Consider the following 19,201-nt stretch of genomic DNA (forward strand, 5'->3'; position numbering starts at 1 on the left):
AATGTAAAAAGAAAAAATCCTGATGATTATCAGGATTTTAATTTATTGTTTCACGATTTGAGTAACTTTCTGTGTGTTGTCACTTAAAATATATCGGATCATATATTTTCCGGGCTTCAATTTTTCAATATTAATCTCTCCGGAATTCATATTTACCGTATAACTAGCGACCTGCATACCCAAAATTGAATAAAAAGTCACGCTTTTGATTCTTAAAGAAGAATCTTTTGCCTTAATAATAAGGAAATCCTTTGCAGGATTTGGATAGGCAAGCAATACACCGTCATCCGCCTTTTGAGTGGTGGAACCCGGCTCTCTAAGCTGAGCTTTGAAATTGTTGGAAAATCCAACAAAAGTGCCTACAAATAGAAATAAAAGTAAAAGTTTTTTCATCAAATTTATAATTTCTCGAATATATATAACAAATGTAATACATTCTGCAATTTCGTACAATAGTTTTTTGCAGAACTTATATTAAATTTGTAGAAACTTATTCAAAAAGTATTCCAAAATGATACATTCAAGAAATAGAAGACTTAGAGTTAATGAATCTATCAGAGGTTTGGTAAGAGAAAATGTGCTTACAACTGATGATTTTGTAATGCCGATCTTCGTAATGGAGGGCGAAAACAAGCAGGAGGCAATCCCGTCTATGCCGGGAATTTTCAGGCGCAGTATAGATTTAACAGTGAAGGAATGTAAGGAATTATTTTCTTTGGGGGTAAAAGCTGTCAATTTGTACATGAAAGTGTCAGAACATCTGAAAGACAATACAGGAAAAGAAGCCTGGAACAAAGACGGATTGATGCAGAACACCATCAAAGCCATCAAAGATGCCGTTCCGGGAATGATTGTAATGCCGGATGTAGCTTTAGATCCTTATTCAATCTACGGACACGATGGAATTATTGAAAACGGAAAAGTTGTAAATGATGCTACCAATGATGCACTGGCAAGAATGTCGGTATCTCATGCAGAAGCAGGAGCTGATCTTGTAGCACCAAGTGATATGATGGATGGCAGAGTAATGGTCATTCGTGAAGCTTTGGAAGAAAGCGGATTTACAGATGTAGGAATTGTAAGTTATGCTGCCAAATATGCAAGTTCTTTCTACGGCCCTTTCAGAAGTGCTTTAGACAGTGCTCCGAAAGATGATATGGAAATTCCGAAAGATAAAAAAACATATCAGATGGATTTCCACAACTCACGCGAAGCCCTGAATGAGGTATTTAAAGATATAGATGAAGGAGCTGATGTAATTATGATTAAACCAGGACTTCCGTACCTGGATATCGTTTCCAAAGTACGTGAAGCCATCGATCTTCCGATTGCAGTATACAATGTAAGTGGAGAATATGCCATGGTAAAAGCAGCGGCTCAAAACGGCTGGCTGGATAACGACAAAACAATCATTGAAAGTTTGACTTGTTTTAAAAGAGCTGGTGCAGATATGATCTTTACTTATTTTGCAAAAGAAGCAGCTATTCTTTTAAATAAATAATGATTAAATTCATTCCAATAAAAAAGAGACTACTCAATCGGTAGTCTCTTTTTATTTCTAATGAGGTGATGATAATTTTTTACAACCATCCTTTTTTTCCATAGACATACGTATCATCGAATTGTTTATCGCTCATAAAAAGATATAAAATACCTTCGATAAAAGGAATAACAGAGGCAGCACCAAAAGTAACGATATTCAGAAGCAGCTGAATAATTCCCTCCTTCGTATATCCAAGATAAAATTTATTTAAAGCCAGCCATCCCACAAGAATTCCCAATATAGCGGCAGGGATTTTCTTTTCTGAACGGTAAGGAACATTGCTTTGCTGGTTGTGCACATTTTCTGTTTTTGTATACCCGTAGTTTTCCATTTCTTACTATTTATAATTGATTGATGTTTTACGATAAGTAGATTAAAGTAGTGAAAAGTTACAATAGGTTGTAAATGAACAAGTTTAGATTTAACGTAAACAAGTTTAGATTAACCTATAAGTGAAGTTTATATTTTTGATATATTTGCCCTATGATTTTACGAGGAGAAAACTTAATCAAGGAATACGGTCCTAAAAAAGTTGTAAAAGGCGTTTCTGTACAGGTTCAACAGGGAGAAATTGTTGGTTTGCTGGGTCCGAACGGGGCAGGAAAAACCACATCGTTTTATATGATTGTAGGGTTGGTTAAGCCTACTTCAGGAAAAATTTTTCTGGATAAGCAGGAGATTACTACCGATGCCATGTACCGAAGAGCCCAGAAGGGAATCGGATATCTGGCTCAGGAAGCTTCGGTTTTCAGAAAACTGTCTGTAGAGGAAAATATCATGGGCGTATTACAGCTGACCAAACTTTCAAAACGTGAGCAGCAGATCAAATGTGATGAACTGATTGAAGAGTTTTCTTTACAGCACGTTCGTAAAAACAGAGGTGATCTTCTTTCCGGGGGAGAAAGACGTAGAACCGAGATTGCACGCTGTCTTGCCACAAGCCCGAACTTCATTCTTCTGGATGAGCCTTTCGCAGGGGTAGACCCGATTGCCGTAGAAGATATTCAGAAAATTGTAAGAAGTCTTGTTGATAAAAATATCGGAATTCTGATTACCGACCACAACGTACAGCAAACCCTGGCGATTACCAATAAAACCTATATTATGTTTGAAGGAAAGATCCTTAAAGAAGGACTTCCGGAAGATCTTGCCAATGATCCGCAGGTAAGAGAAGCCTATCTGGGTGAAAACTTCGTGTATCAGAGTATTTTAGATAAGCCTAAAAAGAAGAAATACGCTTACAATATCTGGGCTGGTAATTTTGATTCAAAATCACAGCTGCAAGGATTTGTGAATGAAAATTTCAGTCAGTTTGATGATCTTAGATTGTTACATGGCTTTGAAGAAGTCAGCTTTGCAACCTTAGCGAACTCTGAAATTGAACATATTTTTAATGATGTAGTGGATAAAAATGCCAACAACTCATTTGTTTTGCAGAAAAAAGAAATCAATTCCCAATATTCTCTGGAACAGGCAGAAGCAGAGTCTAAAGAAGCCAGCAGAAAAGAGCTGCACTACCTTACAACTTATGTATTTGAAGGATAAAATATAAGCATTCACTTGCTGAACATGATAATAAAACGTACCTTTTTCTCTTGAAAGCGGTACGTTTTTCATTTAAAATGATTTCTATGGCTAAACCTTTTAACAGAACTGTCACCTTATTCGGAATCTATAAACAGCTTGTCCCGTTCATCAGACCTTACAGACCTATGATTTACGGAACCTTGTTTCTTACTTTTCTGGGTGCTCTGGCAGCACAGGTGAACCCGATTGTTCTGAAATACACGGTGGATGAAGTCACTAAACTTACGCATCTTCCGCATCCGATGTCGGAGGGAATTCATATTCTCATTATTATTTCCATTATTTTACTGGGGAAAGAATTGTTGAACATCTTTATCAACTTCGGACAGAAATTTTATGGCGAAAAAATTAGGATCAATGTGAGCTCAGTGCTGGCACAATCAGCCATTGATAAGATTTTAACCTATAGAGTTGCTTATTTTAATGATGAAAACCATGAATCCGGAAAATTACAGATCAGAATAGACCGCGGAATAGAAAGTCTTACCAGATTGGTTCAGAACTTTTTTATTGATATCCTGCCTCTTTTTTCCAATGCCATTATTGCCCTCATCATTATGTATATGCAGAATGTGTATGTGGGACTGGTTTCTACGATTATTGTACCGATCTATTTCTACATCAGCTCCCTGCAGGCCAAAAAACTGGGCGGAGTGAGGCGTCAGCTTAGGAATCAGAGAGAAAAAAAGACCTCCGGACTTTTGAACCTGATCAATTCTATTATGGTCATTAAAAGTTTTGTCCGGGAAAAATTTGAAGGGAAAAAACAATATGACCTTCAGATGGAGCTGATGGAAAGCCAGATGATCACAAGAAGAACCAATTTTATTTATGATGGTTTAAAAACTTTTATTGAGCAGTTCGGTGTTGTTTTGATCATTCTTTTAACCGTTTATCTTGTGCTTGACCAGCAAATGACCATTGGAGCAATTATGCTTCATATTATGCTTTTCAACAATGTTTCGGCACCGATCCGGCAGCTTCACAGGATTTATGATGATATGAACGATGCCATGATCTATGCCGAAGGATATTTCGATATTTTAAATGCAGATAGTGAGACAGAATCAAACGGTACTTTTGTAGAAAAAGAAATCAAAGGAACTTTTGAATTGAAAAATGTTGATTTTACTTACCCTAACGGTACGAAAGCTTTACACAATGTTTCCATGAAAATTGAAAACGGAAAAACGACTGCTTTGGTAGGATTGAGCGGTGCAGGAAAGTCAACGGTTATCAATCTTTTGTGTAAATTCTATCTTCCGGATTCCGGGGAGATTCTTTTGGATGGAGTCAACCTTAATGAATATGAAAATACTTTCCTGAGAAGTGATCTGGGGCTGGTACTTCAGAAAAATCATATCTTTCAGGGAAGCATAGAAGATAATATCCGCTACGGAGATATGAATGCCGGTTTTGAAAAAATTCAGGAGGCTGCAAAAAAAGCTTATCTGCACGATCAGATCATGGATCTTCCTGAAAAATATCAGCATGATGCTACTCAGCTTTCAGGAGGACAGCAGCAGAGAATTGCCATTGCCAGACTGTTCCTTAAAAATCCACCGATTATTTTTCTGGATGAACCAACAGCCAGCCTTGATGCCATTGCTACAGAACAGATCAAGAATTCTCTGGATGCCATTAAAGAAGGACGAACGGTGATCATCATTTCCCATTCTCTTTCACAGATTCTGGATTCAGATACGATTTATGTGATGAAAAAAGGTAGAGTTGTTGAAAATGGAACTCATGATGAATTATACAATAAAGAAGGAACATACCGTGAGATTTTTGATGCCTCAGCCCGCAGTCTTAATCTCGATAAACTGGTGAATACTTTTAAAGAAAATTAAAGTCAAAAAGCCATCTCATTTATAAGTCATACCTCAAAAAAGAATTTTAGCTTTGTTCCATCATGAACGATCACTATTTAAAAAAGCTCGATAGGGTAACGGCTATCCTTACCCAGTTGCAGTCGAAACCTGTTGTACGCGCTCAGGATCTGGCTGAAAAGTTTGATGTAAGTATCAGAACTATTTACCGTGATGTAAAAACCCTGGAAAATGCGGGTATTCCTATTGTTGGAGAAGCGGGAAACGGCTATTCTTTAATGGAAGGCTATAAGCTTCCTCCGATTATGTTTACCAAAGAAGAAGTGTTAAGTTTCATTACTGCTGAAAAACTGATGCAGAAATTTTCCCACCAAAGCCTGGGAAATCACTATCAGGCAGCTATGGAAAAAGTGCGTTCGGTACTGAAATATTCTGATAAAAATCTGATTAAAAATATCGAGAAGCAAATAGATGTTTTCAGTTTTCATACAGATTCCGGAGATTCTCTTAAAAACGTAATTCCTATTATTCTCGAAAGTATTGCGGAGAAAACCCAGCTCAATATCAGGTATAAAACCGTAGATGAAAGAGTAAACAACAGAACGATTGAAACAGTCGGGATGTTTTTCGAATTTAATTTCTGGTATATCATGGCCTACTGTACCTTGAGAAAAGATTTCAGGCAGTTTCGTATCGACAGAATTCTGGAAATCTCAAAAACACAGAATCCGTTTTTACAGGAATACGGACAAGTGAATGATTACCGTAAAAAAGCAAACGGAAATAAGGTTAAAGCCAAACTGCTGGTTGATAAAAAGATCATGAATCATCTTGTAAATTCTAAAAAATATTACGGATTGATAGAAGAAGTAGAAACCGAACAAGGGATGGAACTCACCTTTGAAACAGAATGGATCAGTGATGGATTTCCCCGCTGGCTCATTACTTTTGCAGATTATGCTACCGTTCTGGAGCCGGAAAGTCTTCGTGTCCGTTTGAATGAACTGCTTGTAAAAATGGTTGAAAGACATCAATAATAAAACCCCAACAAGACTGTTGAGGTTTAAAGACTTAATTGAGGCAATAAATGAAATGGTTTAAGGAAAAGGCAAAATTGCAAATAAGAAAATTTGTTGTGTCGCAAAAAAGATATAAGTTTTGTTTACCCTTTCTGCAATCTTACCTTCCCATTGTATTAAAATCTCTCCCAGAAGAAAGGTGGTTCAATCCCTAAAGCTCTTAAATAAACATATCCCTGCCCACGGTGGTGGATTTCGTTATCAATAAAATACAGGATATTTTCATACACCGGGAATTCATATTGTCCGAACAGGTTGAATACTTCCTGGAAACGTTCTTCAGAAATTTGATTGAAATAGTGGTTGATTACTTCTGTTTCTTCATCCCACTTTTTTAATAACTCTTCTTTAGTTGAAGGATTGAAGCCTTCTTCATTATAACCTTCCATATTCCCTTCAATGATTCCTTTCAAAGCAGGACCTGCAATGCTGATCATCTCTGTGGCAAGTTTGGCAAAAGGTCTCATTCCTCCAACGGAAAATTCAAATAATTCTTTTTCAGGAAAAGCTTCAATCACTCTTCTTGTAAGATTTCTGTGTCCCTGCCAGTCTTTTAATAACTGATCTGTAGTCATGAATTGTTTAGTGGCTGTTGCTGTAGTTGTCATAATGTTTTGTTTTTTTTGTTTGTTGTTGATACAAAGGTAAGAGAGGGTTATGACAACAGTTTGTCAGCAGGATTTTTCATATTGAAAAAATATTTTTTCTTTGCTAAAATATCCTGGCCCGTTTTTACGTTAGAAAAGAGGATATTAATAAAAAAAACGCTATTATTAGAATTATGAAGAAGTATATTTTGCCTGTTATTACTGGTTTTTTATTAGTATCATGCAATAAGATTGAGGAAAAAATTGACCAGACTGTCCAGAAAACAACCGAAGCAGTACAACAAAAAACACAGCAGGCTGTAGAAGAAACAGTAAAGAAAACAGTCAATGAATCTATAAATTCTTTAACCAACGCCGAAGACGTAAAGTTTAATACCGTTTTCCCTGGTACAGGGGCTTCCATTGTTTCTGAAGAAAAAGGAAAGAAAATTAAAATTCCGGGAAGACCAGAAGGATATATCTTTAAATATAAAGCCGACATTGCAGTGTTGCTGCCATTTTTGGAAAGTCAGCCAACGTCTGATGAAAATAAATCTGATAAAACTACCAGAAAGATTGATGGCCAGAACATTATTGACAAAATAAGCTTTTTATCAAAATTTCTTCCTGATAATACATTTGACACCAGTATTCTCGAAGATATTAAATCCGATAAAAATATTCAGTATTATAAGCTGAAAAGATTTCCGAACAGTAGTACCATTATCTACAACCCAAAAAATCAGACCATCATACAATACGTAGAGGTAAATAAATAATTTGGATATGGCCGGTTTCTCCCGGCCATTTTTTTATTTCCATTCATTTTCCGGTCATTGCGAGCCAAAGCGAACCCATCTTAACTCATTGAAAATTACCTTTCAGAACGAATAAAATCATGTTTATTTGTGATGTTAACTAATTAATTTTTTTATACAAATATGATGTTGTTGATTTATATTTTTTCATGTTATTAATAATTCACTTTACGTTTCGAGTATTAATTTCTATTTTTATTAAATGGCATAGTTTTCGCAATTATGAAATAGAATTGTTATTATATTTTTTATTTTAATGTTTAATGTTAATTTTTTTACTAGTTTTATTGAATAATTAACAATCGACATGAAGGAAAATTTATTGAATAGAAAAATCTATGTCTTAGTATTAAGCGGAGCTGGTGTTATGGGATATGCTCAGGACAGCATAAAACAAAATAAAATAGACGAAGTGGTGGTGACCACGGGGAGAACTAAGCCCAGAACCATCATTACCTCAGCAATTCCTATAGACAATATTTCAGCAGCGCAGCTAAAATCTACAGGACAGGTTACTTTTGAGAAAGCTTTAACCTATGCTGTTCCCTCTTTTAATTCATCACAACAAACTGTTTCTGATGCCACGGCCCATTTTGATCCGGCAGACTTAAGGGGTTTGGGGCCTTCCAGAACATTAGTTTTAGTTAATAATAAAAGAAAAAATCAAAGTGCTCTCATTTACGTAAATGATACACCGGGAAAAGGTGAAGTAGGTACAGACCTGAAAAGTATTCCTTCAGCAGCCTTACAAAACGTAGAGGTCCTGAGGGATGGAGCATCTGCACAATACGGATCTGATGCTATTGCAGGAGTGATCAATATTATCCTTAAGAATGGTGTTGGGAAAAGCACAGTGAATCTCTTTTCCGGAATTACTTCAAAAGGAGACGGTTTTAATATCGGTGCAGATTTTAATACAGGAATCAGGGTTGCAAAAACAGGAAGCCTGAATATTACCTTAGGATTTTCTTCCCAAAATAAAACGAACCGCGCAGGTTCTGTTACAAAAGATGAACTTTTTGGTGTAGATAATGCCTGGACTCAGGCCAATCCCGGTTTAGGAATGATCATCGGGCAACCGGAGACCAAAGTGGGCAATATGTTTGTAAATTTTGAATTGCCAACAGGTGAGACGGGTAAATTTTATGCTTTTGGGGGTACAACTTATAGAAATGGGACCAGTTTCGCTTTGTATAGAACACCCTATTGGGTACCGTCAGATTTTGGTTTATTAACTCCAAAAGGGCAGGTTTACAATGGATTTCAGCCGGAATTTAAAACAGATGTTTATGATTATAATTTAACCTCCGGATGGAAAGGAATGTTTGGAAAATGGAGTTTTGACGGGAGTGCCACCTTTGGCTCTAATGCAGTAGATTATGTAGTAGGAAATACCATTAATACATCTTTGGGTGCAAAGTCACCAACAAGTTTTAAGGCAGGTGGTCATCAGTTCAGTAATATTATAGGAAACATAGATGTCAGCCGGGATTTTGGTGCGCTTGTTTTAGGAGCCGGAGTTGAGGTGCGCAATGAAAACTATCAGGCTAGGGCAGGAGAAGAAGCCTCTTATATGGGAAGTGGCGCAGAATCATTTCCGGGACTGCAGCCTCAAAATGAAGTCAATAAAAACCGTCAGAATATCGGAGCCTATTTCAATGCTGAATGGGATGTTACAAAAAACTTATTAGTTGGAGGAACGGTGAGATATGAAAACTTCAGTGATTTCGGAAATAATGTTTCCTGGAAAGGAAATGCAAGATATAAATTGCTGGATGATAAATTGGTTTTCCGTGGATCTGTTTCTACAGGATTCCGTGCACCTTCCTTACACCAGATATATTATTCCAATGTTCAGACCAAAATTACAGGGAATACGGTAGCCAATCAAGGTACCTTTAATAATGACTCTCAAATTGTAAGATCTGATCTTGGTGTTCCAAAATTAAATGCTGAAAAAGCCTTTAACATTACCGGGGGATTGGCCGTAAAACCTTTTAAAAACCTTACTATTACAGCAGATTATTACAGAATAAAAATTGAAGACCGTGTACTTTTTTCAGGAGATATTGGATACAAAACCGGAGCTCCCGGAAGTCCGGACCTGTCAAACCCTGTGGAAGTCATATTAAACAATAATAAAATAACTTCCCTGAAGTTTTTCACCAATGCTGTCAATACAGTTACTCAGGGAGTAGACTTTGTCGCGAATTATTATACTTCTGCTATTGGAAAAGGAAGATTAGGCGTTATTGCTGCCTTCAATTATAACGAGACTAAAATAGTAGATAATATTGCCGTTCCGTCTATTTTGGCGCAAAATGGCTATTCAGAAAACTTTTTTGACAGAAAGGAACAATCCAGAATTACTTCTGCAAGGCCAAAAACAAAAACAATCCTTAGTCTGTCTTATGACATTACAAAGTTTAATTTTAACCTTAATAATACTTACTTTGGTTCTGTTACATGGCAGCATGCCACTGATCCTGCCAAAGATCAGACATTTTCCGGTAAGGTGGTTACAGATATAGTTTTAACCTATAAAATTACGAATGACCTTAAAGTTTCCGGAGTTGTAAATAATTTATTTAATGTTTACCCGGACGTCATAGACAGCAAAGGAGATGTAGTGACAGATCTTGGAGGAAGATTCAAATATCCGTGGGAGGTCAACCAGTTTGGATTTAACGGAACCACTTTTCAGCTTAATGTCAATTATACTTTTTAATGTATAAATAAATAATTAGTGCTTTAATATAGGGAAAGTAACCCCAAAAGATATAAAAGCCATCTACGCAATATTAACTGACATTAATTTCTAATGTCAGTTTTATTTTTTAAGATAGAACAGGAAGTTATTACTACATTTTACTTTTTACATTGTATAAAAAAAGGTATTTTAGTACTATGAAAATTTATACAAAGACAGGAGATAAAGGTCAGACTGCATTGTATGGCGGAACAAGAGTTTCCAAAGCCAGTGCAAGAGTAGACAGTTATGGAAATATAGATGAGCTGAATTCATTCATCGGAATTGCAAAAAGTCATATCGAAGATGAAGAAGTGCTGAGACAGCTGAAGAAAATACAGTTTGATTTATTCACTGTAGGTTCAGAGGCGGCAACACCTGTGGATAAGCTGATGCTTGCCAATGGGAAATCCCGTCTTCCGATCATTATTTCAGAAACAGAAATTGAGGAACTGGAACAGTGGATGGATGCTTTTGATGAAAAACTGGAGCCGCTTCAGTATTTTATTCTGCCTGGAGGAGGTAAACCGGCAACCTTTTTACACGCAGCAAGAACCATCTGCAGAAGAGCAGAACGTTCACTGGTATTTCTGAATGAATCAGAAGAAGTACGTCCCGAATTAATTAAATATTTAAACAGGCTTTCAGATTATCTTTTTGTATTGGCCAGATACATATCAAAACTGAACAACGAACCGGAAGAATACTGGAATCCGAATGAAAGATAAAGCAGTACTTTTCATCAACGGAGATGCTCCAAAATCATTACCCAGCCCTGAAAATTATGAATTGATTGCCTGCACAGACGGTGCCTTTCATTATTTAAAAAGAATGGGATTTCCTTTGGATAAGCTGGATTTTATATCCGGCGATTTTGATTCGCACTCCGGATCAGATGAAGATATGTATGAGGAAAAATTTATCCTTACATTAGATCAGGAAAAAACAGACTTTCATAAGGCTCTGGAAATTATTCAGGAAAAAGGTTTTTCAGCAGTTGATGTTTTTGGAGGAAGCGGTGGTGAGCAGGATCATTTTCTTGGAAATCTTACCGTTGCTTTTGCATTCAAAGACCTGATGAATATTAAATTTTATGATGAGTTTTCAGAATATTATTTTATTCCCAATCATTTTACATTGAGAGGAGTGAAAAACAGGATGATTTCTCTTTATCCGTTTCCATCAGTGAATAATATCACGACAAAAGGTCTCAATTGGCCTTTGACTAATGAAAGCCTTAGCATTACTTCAAGAATAGGAACCCGGAATTTTGCCGTTGAAGATGAGGTTTCTATAGAGTATGAATCAGGAGATGTCTTGTTTTTTGTAGGGATCAAGGAGATTGAATATCCGGCAATTTATTAGAGTGATTATTATCAATAGAAATGGACCTTACCTATTGTAAAAAAAGACTGTCATTAAACACAAATTACACCAATGTTTTTCACAAGTGGCACGAATTTTTACATCAATAGAAACGGGCAATAATCCTGAGCTTAGACGAAGGAAGCTCGTTTAATAAAATACAAGAATCCATTGGCTTCAGCCAAAACTTATTAAAAACCATTGAATAAACTAATCAGAATATCAGTTTTCACCATTTCATTATGCTGTATTTTCTCATGTAAAACACAGCATTTTGAAACACCTGAATATGGTAAAAATGAAACTGAAAAAGTGATCCCGATCAGGAAAGTAACCAATTTCCGTACGGTAGGAAATATCAAAAATGCAGATGGAAGAACTTTAAAAGAAGGGAAATTTTACCGGAGTGCCCATCTTCATAAGCTTAAAAGGAAATCTTTCGACGATTTTGAAAAACTGGGAATCAAAGAAATTATTGATCTCAGAAACTCCAGGGAAATTGCTCAAAAGCCCGATCAGCTGCCTTCGGAAAATGTTTACAAAAACTTCTCAGCATTTGAAGATGAAGGAGATCAGCTGGCTCAGGCCAAAAAACTTGTTCTTAAAGGTAAAGTAAATGCTTCCGATGCTGATAAAAGAATGATCGATTTCTACCGTGAGTATGTTACTAAAAATCCGGAAATGATAAAAAGGATTATTACGGAAATACTGGAATCCAAAGATCCTATCCTTTACCATTGCACCGCAGGAAAAGACAGAACCGGAATTACCACCGCATTAATTCTTACCATTCTGAAGTTTGATAAAGAGACTGTTTATAATGAATATCTTTTATCCAATAACTACAGAAAAAATCTTGTTCAAAAAAGATTACGCCTTGCCCATACTTTACATTTCCTCTATCCGAAGATGGATTTACAGGTGCTGGAAAAACTCAGCTGGGTAGAAAAAAGATATCTTGATGCAGCTTTTGAGGAGATCAATAAAAAGTATGGCTCTACAGATGTCTATATTCAGCAGGTATTAGGGATTTCAGATGCCAAAAGAAAAGAATACATTCAGAAGTTTACGTATTGATTATCAGAGATAAATTTTTCTGGGATTCAATATTGGGTGTTTATTTAAAATTATAATAATTTTAACACCTAAAAATGAAAGTTTTTTAGCAATTTTGCATTTCTTAATTCACTTGTTTAGAAATGAAAATAAAGTACTCGGAACTTATTGATCAGACATTATATTTTCCTACGGAGGAATTTAATGTTTCTGAGAACAATTTGTTGTTTCACGATATTCCGTTAATGGATGTTGTTGAACAATTTGGCACCCCGCTAAAGATTAGCTACCTGCCGAGAATTTCTCAAAATATTCAGAAAGCGAAAGGCTGGTTTAAAGAAGCTTTTGAGAAAACCGAATATAAAAAGAATTATACCTACTGCTATTGTACAAAATCCAGTCATTTTAATTTTGTATTGGAAGAAGCTCTGAAGAATGATATTTCAATAGAAACATCTTCAGCTTATGATATGGATATCGTAAAATCTCTTTATGAGAAGGGTAAGGTAGATAAGAATATCGAAGTGATCTGTAATGGTTTTAAAACCGATGATTATCTGGCAAAGATTTCAGATATGATCAATAGCGGATTTGAAAATATTACCCCGATTCTTGATAATTACAGAGAGCTGGATAAGCTTACTGAAAGTATTGATTCCACTTTTGATATCGGAATCAGAATTGCATCAGAGGAAGAACCGAAGTTCGAATTTTATACCTCAAGATTAGGAATCGGATATAAAGATATTATTCCTTATTACAGCCAGAAGATCGCGGAACATCCGAACGCAAGACTGAAAATGCTTCATTTCTTTATCAATACAGGGATTAAGGATACAGCATATTACTGGAATGAATTGTATAAATGTCTTCGTGTATATGCACGTCTGAAAAAAATCGCTCCGGAGGTGGATTCACTGAACATAGGAGGTGGTTTCCCAATTAAAACTTCTTTGAATTTTGATTATGATTATCAGTACATGGTGGAAGAAATCGTTTCTCAGATCAAAAAATTCTGTGAAGAGGAAGGAGTAGAAGAACCTAATATCTATACCGAGTTCGGAAGCTTTACCGTAGGGGAAAGTGGGGCCAATCTTTATAAAATCATTTCTCAGAAACGTCAGAACGACAGAGAAAAATGGAATATGATTGATTCTTCTTTCATGACCACTCTTCCTGATACATGGGCCATTTCAAGACACTTTATCATGCTTCCGCTTAACCGTTGGGAAGATACATATGAAAGAGTATTCTTAGGAGGACTGACTTGTGATTCGGATGACTATTATAACTCTGAACAGCATACCAATGCCATTTATTTACCTGTTTTCAGTGATACAAAACCTTTGTATATCGGATTCTTCCATACCGGAGCTTACCAGGAAACAATCGGAGGATATGGCGGAGTACACCACTGTCTGATGCCTCAGCCGAGACACGTCCTGATTCAGAAAGATGAAAACGGCGAATTACAATATGAGATTTTCCGCGAAAAGCAGGAACCTGAAGATGTATTGAAACTTCTTGGGTATAAATAATTTATATCAATAGTAACGGGCTTTAGCCCGTTTACAATCAATAGAAAAATCAATTTGGCTTTAGATTCTGTGTTAACTTCCAAATATTTTTTATACATTTATATTTATAAAAGCGACCTTGAGTTAGCTTGCGTAGGGTGAACGTCTTTGATTTTTACCCTACTTTCTTCAAAATCTATCTGGTAAAAAGTTTTATTTTTAAATAAAATATACATCAGTTCCAAGAGTTTTCTTTGTACAGCAACCAATCCCTTCATTTTAATTCCTGTTTTTTCTGTAATTCTTTGAAACAAATCCTGATGGTTTTTATTCATTTTGACGGCTGTCATGGCAGGAAAATGTAATGTTTTTCGAATATTTTTATTTCCTTTCTTACTAATTCTTGGCTTACCTTTTATTGATGTTCCGGACTGTTTCTCGCGGATATCTAATCCTGCATAACTTACCAGTTGTTTTTTATTTCTGATTAGCTCAAAACCATTGGTTTCAGCTAAAACAGCAATTGCCGTTGATTTTCCAATACCCGGAATACTGCTCAACAGATTAACTCCCCTGGTAGCCTCAGGACTTTTCTTTACCTGTGCAAGCATATCCTCATTAATTTCTTTCTCCTGTTTTTTCAATAGCGAAATACGCTCGGTCAGCCGTTTTATGGTTCTTGAATTCGGAAGAGCTTGAGTCTTTTCAGCATGCAGCTGATTCATACACCTTACCCTTTCCTGAATAACCTGGTTTTTCTCGCGGCTTAGCTGCTGAAGTTCTTTATACACAAGGTTTGCGGGTTGCCATAATTCTAGTTTTCTGCTTAAACCAAACTGTGTAATAGCTATGGAACAGCTTTTATCGGTAATGGTTTTGATATCCAGAGTCCTGATGAAATTACTGATCTTATTAGGCAGCACAATGACTGTTTTTTCTTCCTTTGCATAAAGAAAATGAGCAAATCTTTCATGATACACCCCTGTAGCCTCCATGACAAAAATAACCTCTATATTAAGTGTCTTTTTGCTGTACACCCATTTAAGAAGTGATTCAAAGCCTTTTTCGCTGTTGCTAAAAACTTTATAATCTTTGATTTCTGTACTTAGATCTTCCATTAATTTGCCAAAACTTGCCACCAGTTCATCTTTGGCTACATCTATTCCTACAACCTGTTTTAATGCACTCATATTTTTATCTTTAAATAAAAGCAAGTCTTCCTTCGTTTTGTCTCCTGATTATTATCCAAGATATCTTTTTCGATTCTTTAAATTCTGTTCAAACTCTAAAAGGAATAAAGAAGTGAGGACATTTCTAAAGCACAATATACTTCCTGAGTTATTTAGCCAAAACTGTTCTCTCACCCCTTTTGCTTTGTATGTAAATTTATTCTTTTGCAAACATAGGAGCCAAAACTTATAGAAAACAAAAGCTCTCAGTTTTTCTGAGAGCTTTTTTATTTTAAAAATATTTTGAAATTTTATCCAGTTCCAGATCTTCATAATCAGAAACTACAGTGTCTGCCAACGTGTAATCCTGATTTTTAGAATGAGGACTTCTGTATGCGGCACAGAAAATTTTTGCTCTGTGGGCTGCCAGAATTCCGTTGGTAGAGTCCTCAATCACCATACAGTTTTCAACAGGTTCTCCTGCCATTTCTGCGGCCAGTAAAAAAACTTCAGGATGAGGTTTTGATTCTTTTAAATCCGCACCACTAATCTTTCCGCTGAAATATTGCTCCAGTCCGAATTTTTCAAAAACCATATTGATGGTTACCATTGTTGCAGAAGAAGCCAGAATCAGCTTGACTCCGTTTTCGTGATAATGCTCGATCAGTTTTCTTACTCCCGGAATTAAATCAAACTCATCATCATTGTAAAAATAATCCTTGAAATGAGATCTTTTGATTCCAGCAATGGCTTCATAAGTCTGATCTAAATTAAATTCATTAATCAATGTTTCAGAGACTCTTTTGGTGGAAGCACCAGTAAAAGAAGTGTACAGCTTCTCGGAAACTACGATTTTCAGTTCGTCAAAAGTTTTGAAATAAGCTTTTCTATGTAATGGTTCCGTATCTACAATAACACCATCCATATCGAAAAGTACAGCTTTTAAAGGCATATAATGAGTTTTATACAAAAATAGTTATTTGAGTTGAGAGTGGAAAGGGAAGAGGTAACAGATAATAGATGATAGATGATAGATGATAGGTTTTAGGTAGCAGGTAATAGACTGCGAGTGGTAAATTCTGATCCTCATAAACTCTCCTACACTCTTACTCTCCAACTCATAAACTCTTTGTATCTTTGTGGTCAATATTTCAATTTTAAAACATTAAAATTTTTAAATAAAGCATGAGAACATACGCAGGAATTCCCGAAGAAAACGCAACGTTAGAGAATTCGAAAGTAATGTTGGTAACTGTTCCTTATGACGGAACTTCAACATGGGGGAAAGGAGCTGATAAAGGTCCGGAATTATTCTTAAACGCTTCTGAAAACATGGAGCTTTATGATATTGAAACGCAAACAGAACCATACCTTCAGGGAGTTTACTTAGCAGGAGAAGTGTCTGAAAACTCTAGTCCGGAAGCAATGACGGAAGCTGTTTATCAGAAAACAAAAGAGCTTTTGAACAATGACGGTAAATTATTTACTCTTTTCGGTGGAGAGCACTCTGTTTCTATCGGTTCTATCCGTGCAGTAGGAGAAAAATTTGAAAATTTAACGGTACTTCAATTAGACGCTCATACAGATTTACGTCCAGAGTTTCACGGTTCTACTTCCAACCACGCTTGTGCTGTTTTTGAAGCCAATCAAAAGCATAACCTGGTGCAGGTGGGAATCCGTTCTATGGATATTGAAGAAGCGCAATATTTACCTGAGGGAAGAGTATTCTTTGCTCACGAAATTGCCAACAACGAAAACTGGATCAACGATGTACTGGAGAAAGTATCAGGAAATGTGTATATCACGATTGATTTAGATGCTTTTGATCCTTCTATTGCCCCATCTACAGGAACTCCTGAGCCGGGTGGATTACAATGGTATCCAACGTTGGAATTATTAAGAAAAGTATTTGAAAAATGTAACGTTGTAGCATTTGACATTGTAGAATTAATGGATTCACCAATGGCTAAGCCAACAGCTTTCCTGTCTGCAAAGTTATATTACAAAATGCTTGCTTACTACGATATTTATAACAACAACTAATATTCCGCAAGAATCGGATTTTTTCTGCCGTATATTCTTTGGAAATTTGTGAGGTAAAAACAATAATATGATGTCCACACAAAGTCAGATAGATTATAACAGAATTGCCAAGGCGATAGAATATATCCGGAGCAATTTCAGGCTTCAGCCAAGTTTGGAGGAAGTGGCAGAGAATATTCACTTAAGTCCGGCTCATTTCCAGAAAATCTTTACAGATTGGGCAGGAACAAGTCCGAAAAAATTTTTACAGTTCATCAGTCTTGAACATGCTAAAAATTTATTGAAGGAAGAAAAAGCAAGTTTGTTTGATACAGCTTATGAGACAGGACTTTCCAGTACAAGCAGGCTTCATGACCTGTTTGTAAAGATTGAAGGAATGTCTCCGGCAGAATATAAAAACGGAGGAAAAAGCCTTACTATTCATTACAGTTTTTCCGGAAGTCCTTTCGGAAATATCTTAGTAGCTTCTACAGAAAAAGGAATCTGCTATATGGCTTTTGAAGACGATAAAGAAAAAGCATTCGGGGAATTGAAACAAAAATTCCCCAATGCTTCTTTTATTGAAAAACAGGATGCCCTTCAAAAGAACGCACTGTCCATATTTGATAAAGACTGGACAAAACTCAACACAATAAAATTACACTTAAAAGGAACCGATTTTCAGTTGAAAGTGTGGGAAAGTCTGCTGACCATTCCAATGGGAAAATTGTCTACTTATGGCAGCCTGGCAGAAAAAATTGGGAATCCTAAAGCCTCCAGAGCAGTGGGAACGGCTATTGGAAGTAATCCGGTTGCATTTCTTATCCCATGCCACCGTGTCATTCAGTCTTCAGGACATCTCGGTGGATATCGCTGGGGAAGTGACAGGAAACAGTTGATAGTAGGCTGGGAAGGATCACAGGTGTACTCGTAGCGTATTTTTACGACAAAAGATTTTATAAAGGGCCATATTAATAAAACGGACTAAAGTCCATTCCTATTGATATAAAAATTCGTGTTATTTGTGAAAAATATTAGTGTAATTAGTGTTTAATTAAAAAAAATTAAAACGATGATGAGTCTTTTCGAAGAAATATCAGATTATCCACTGAATATCCTTCCACACGATGGAACCGTTCACTACTACGGAAAAGTTTTCTCCAAAGAACAATCAGATTTTTACTATAAATATCTGCTTAATCAGATTCCGTGGGAGAATGATGAGGCGGTAATCTTTGGAAAACTGATTTTAACCAAAAGAAAAGTGGCCTGGTTTGGAGAAAAAGCATTTGAATACACTTATTCAAAAAGAACAAAATATGCCCAATTCTGGACTCCCGAATTACTGGAACTGAAGAAAAAATGTGAAGAAGTGTCGGGAGAAACCTACAATTCCTGTCTGCTTAATTTGTACCACGACGGAAGTGAAGGAATGGCCTACCATAGCGATGGCGAGACAGATCTGAAAAAACATGGAGCCATTGCTTCTCTGACCTTCGGAGCCGAAAGAAAATTTTTATTTAAACATAAAGTAACCAAAGAAAAAGTTGAGATATTCCTCGAAAACGGAAGTTTATTAATTATGAAAGGAACTACCCAAGACAACTGGCTTCACAGGCTTCCACCCACTACAAAAGTGAAAACTTCAAGAGTAAACCTGACTTTCAGAACCATTGAAGAATAGTTTTTAAGAGAAATTTTATCCATAACGTTTGTCACTCCGAAGGAGTCCTAATGATGCTTTATCTAATGGCAAGCTGTTTACGCAGACTTTAGAGAATTACGCTTATCATTTCCATCAATAGAAGTGGGCTTTAGCCCACTTAAACCAAAAGAACAAAATCATCCGGCTTTAGCCAAAACTTAAAATAAACTTC

At 36.2% G+C, this 19,201-nt stretch carries 17 protein-coding genes and 1 pseudogene; 13 read left to right on the plus strand and 5 right to left on the minus strand.

Features of this window, described 5'->3' with window-relative positions:
• Window positions 1-42: 42 nt before the first annotated feature.
• Complete coding sequence (locus tag AB1278_RS06020) at window positions 43-393, minus strand: T9SS type A sorting domain-containing protein (RefSeq protein WP_343643214.1); 351 nt, start codon at window positions 391-393, stop codon at window positions 43-45.
• 118 nt (window positions 394-511) lie between these two features.
• Between AB1278_RS06020 and hemB the strand changes: the two genes are divergently transcribed.
• Window positions 512-1,501 carry a porphobilinogen synthase gene (hemB, locus tag AB1278_RS06025; protein ID WP_343643215.1) on the plus strand — a complete coding sequence of 330 codons (990 nt, stop codon included), beginning with the start codon at window positions 512-514 and terminating at the stop codon, window positions 1,499-1,501.
• Window positions 1,502-1,580: 79 nt separating this feature from the next.
• Here the strand turns inward: hemB and AB1278_RS06030 are convergent, their stop codons facing one another.
• Window positions 1,581-1,874, minus strand: coding sequence for a TM2 domain-containing protein (locus tag AB1278_RS06030; protein ID WP_411413559.1), 294 nt, complete (start codon window positions 1,872-1,874; stop codon window positions 1,581-1,583).
• A gap of 152 nt (window positions 1,875-2,026) precedes the next feature.
• On the opposite strand from AB1278_RS06030, the pseudogene lptB reads away from it, so the two are divergent.
• The 3 genes and pseudogenes from lptB to AB1278_RS06045 all read left to right on the plus strand — a co-directional run.
• Window positions 2,027-2,752, plus strand: a pseudogene (gene lptB / locus AB1278_RS06035) (LPS export ABC transporter ATP-binding protein); the annotation flags it as partial.
• Between the two features lie 503 nt (window positions 2,753-3,255).
• Entirely contained in the window at window positions 3,256-4,983 is a 1,728-nt protein-coding gene (locus AB1278_RS06040) for an ABC transporter ATP-binding protein (RefSeq protein WP_395974892.1), read from the plus strand.
• 62 nt (window positions 4,984-5,045) lie between these two features.
• Window positions 5,046-5,999, plus strand: a complete 954-nt coding sequence (locus AB1278_RS06045; RefSeq protein WP_429813034.1) for a helix-turn-helix transcriptional regulator — start codon at window positions 5,046-5,048, stop codon at window positions 5,997-5,999.
• Window positions 6,000-6,157: 158 nt separating this feature from the next.
• On the opposite strand, the gene AB1278_RS06050 is transcribed toward AB1278_RS06045, so the two are convergent.
• Window positions 6,158-6,649, minus strand: coding sequence for a DinB family protein (locus AB1278_RS06050; protein ID WP_110009992.1), 492 nt, complete (start codon window positions 6,647-6,649; stop codon window positions 6,158-6,160).
• Between the two features lie 173 nt (window positions 6,650-6,822).
• On the opposite strand from AB1278_RS06050, the gene AB1278_RS06055 reads away from it, so the two are divergent.
• The 6 genes from AB1278_RS06055 (at window position 6,823) to AB1278_RS06080 (ending at window position 14,154) form a co-directional block, all read left to right on the plus strand.
• Window positions 6,823-7,407 carry a hypothetical protein gene (locus AB1278_RS06055; protein ID WP_202840980.1) on the plus strand — a complete coding sequence of 195 codons (585 nt, stop codon included), beginning with the start codon at window positions 6,823-6,825 and terminating at the stop codon, window positions 7,405-7,407.
• 346 nt (window positions 7,408-7,753) lie between these two features.
• On the plus strand, window positions 7,754-10,174 hold the full coding sequence (locus tag AB1278_RS06060; RefSeq protein ID WP_429813038.1) for a TonB-dependent receptor plug domain-containing protein: 2,421 nt from the start codon (window positions 7,754-7,756) through the stop codon (window positions 10,172-10,174).
• Between the two features lie 179 nt (window positions 10,175-10,353).
• Window positions 10,354-10,923, plus strand: a complete 570-nt coding sequence (locus AB1278_RS06065; RefSeq protein WP_041461407.1) for a cob(I)yrinic acid a,c-diamide adenosyltransferase — start codon at window positions 10,354-10,356, stop codon at window positions 10,921-10,923.
• Complete coding sequence (locus tag AB1278_RS06070; RefSeq protein ID WP_411413562.1) at window positions 10,913-11,560, plus strand: thiamine diphosphokinase; 648 nt, start codon at window positions 10,913-10,915, stop codon at window positions 11,558-11,560. Before AB1278_RS06065 ends, AB1278_RS06070 begins: the two co-directional genes overlap by 11 nt.
• A gap of 201 nt (window positions 11,561-11,761) precedes the next feature.
• On the plus strand, window positions 11,762-12,637 hold the full coding sequence (locus AB1278_RS06075; protein WP_429813043.1) for a tyrosine-protein phosphatase: 876 nt from the start codon (window positions 11,762-11,764) through the stop codon (window positions 12,635-12,637).
• Window positions 12,638-12,759: 122 nt separating this feature from the next.
• Entirely contained in the window at window positions 12,760-14,154 is a 1,395-nt protein-coding gene (locus AB1278_RS06080; RefSeq protein ID WP_002977177.1) for a decarboxylase, read from the plus strand.
• Window positions 14,155-14,258: 104 nt separating this feature from the next.
• On the opposite strand, the gene AB1278_RS06085 is transcribed toward AB1278_RS06080, so the two are convergent.
• Entirely contained in the window at window positions 14,259-15,323 is a 1,065-nt protein-coding gene (locus AB1278_RS06085; protein ID WP_227944447.1) for an IS110 family transposase, read from the minus strand.
• A 271-nt stretch (window positions 15,324-15,594) separates the two neighbouring features.
• Complete coding sequence (locus tag AB1278_RS06090) at window positions 15,595-16,254, minus strand: HAD family hydrolase (protein ID WP_429813046.1); 660 nt, start codon at window positions 16,252-16,254, stop codon at window positions 15,595-15,597.
• A gap of 233 nt (window positions 16,255-16,487) precedes the next feature.
• Here AB1278_RS06090 and speB point away from each other — a divergent pair, with 233 nt between their 5' ends.
• The 3 genes from speB to AB1278_RS06105 all read left to right on the plus strand — a co-directional run bounded on the left by speB (window position 16,488) and on the right by AB1278_RS06105 (window position 19,008).
• A complete protein-coding gene (gene speB / locus AB1278_RS06095; RefSeq protein ID WP_062674087.1) occupies window positions 16,488-17,345 on the plus strand; it encodes an agmatinase in 858 nt (285 codons plus the stop codon).
• A gap of 70 nt (window positions 17,346-17,415) precedes the next feature.
• On the plus strand, window positions 17,416-18,258 hold the full coding sequence (locus AB1278_RS06100; RefSeq protein WP_429817337.1) for a bifunctional helix-turn-helix domain-containing protein/methylated-DNA--[protein]-cysteine S-methyltransferase: 843 nt from the start codon (window positions 17,416-17,418) through the stop codon (window positions 18,256-18,258).
• Between the two features lie 141 nt (window positions 18,259-18,399).
• Window positions 18,400-19,008, plus strand: coding sequence for an alpha-ketoglutarate-dependent dioxygenase AlkB family protein (locus AB1278_RS06105; RefSeq protein WP_429817340.1), 609 nt, complete (start codon window positions 18,400-18,402; stop codon window positions 19,006-19,008).
• Window positions 19,009-19,201 lie beyond the last annotated feature (193 nt).

Origin of the sequence: Chryseobacterium sp. NRRL B-14798 (assembly GCF_050470705.1) — a bacterium.
GTDB lineage: Bacteria > Bacteroidota > Bacteroidia > Flavobacteriales > Weeksellaceae > Chryseobacterium > Chryseobacterium cupriresistens.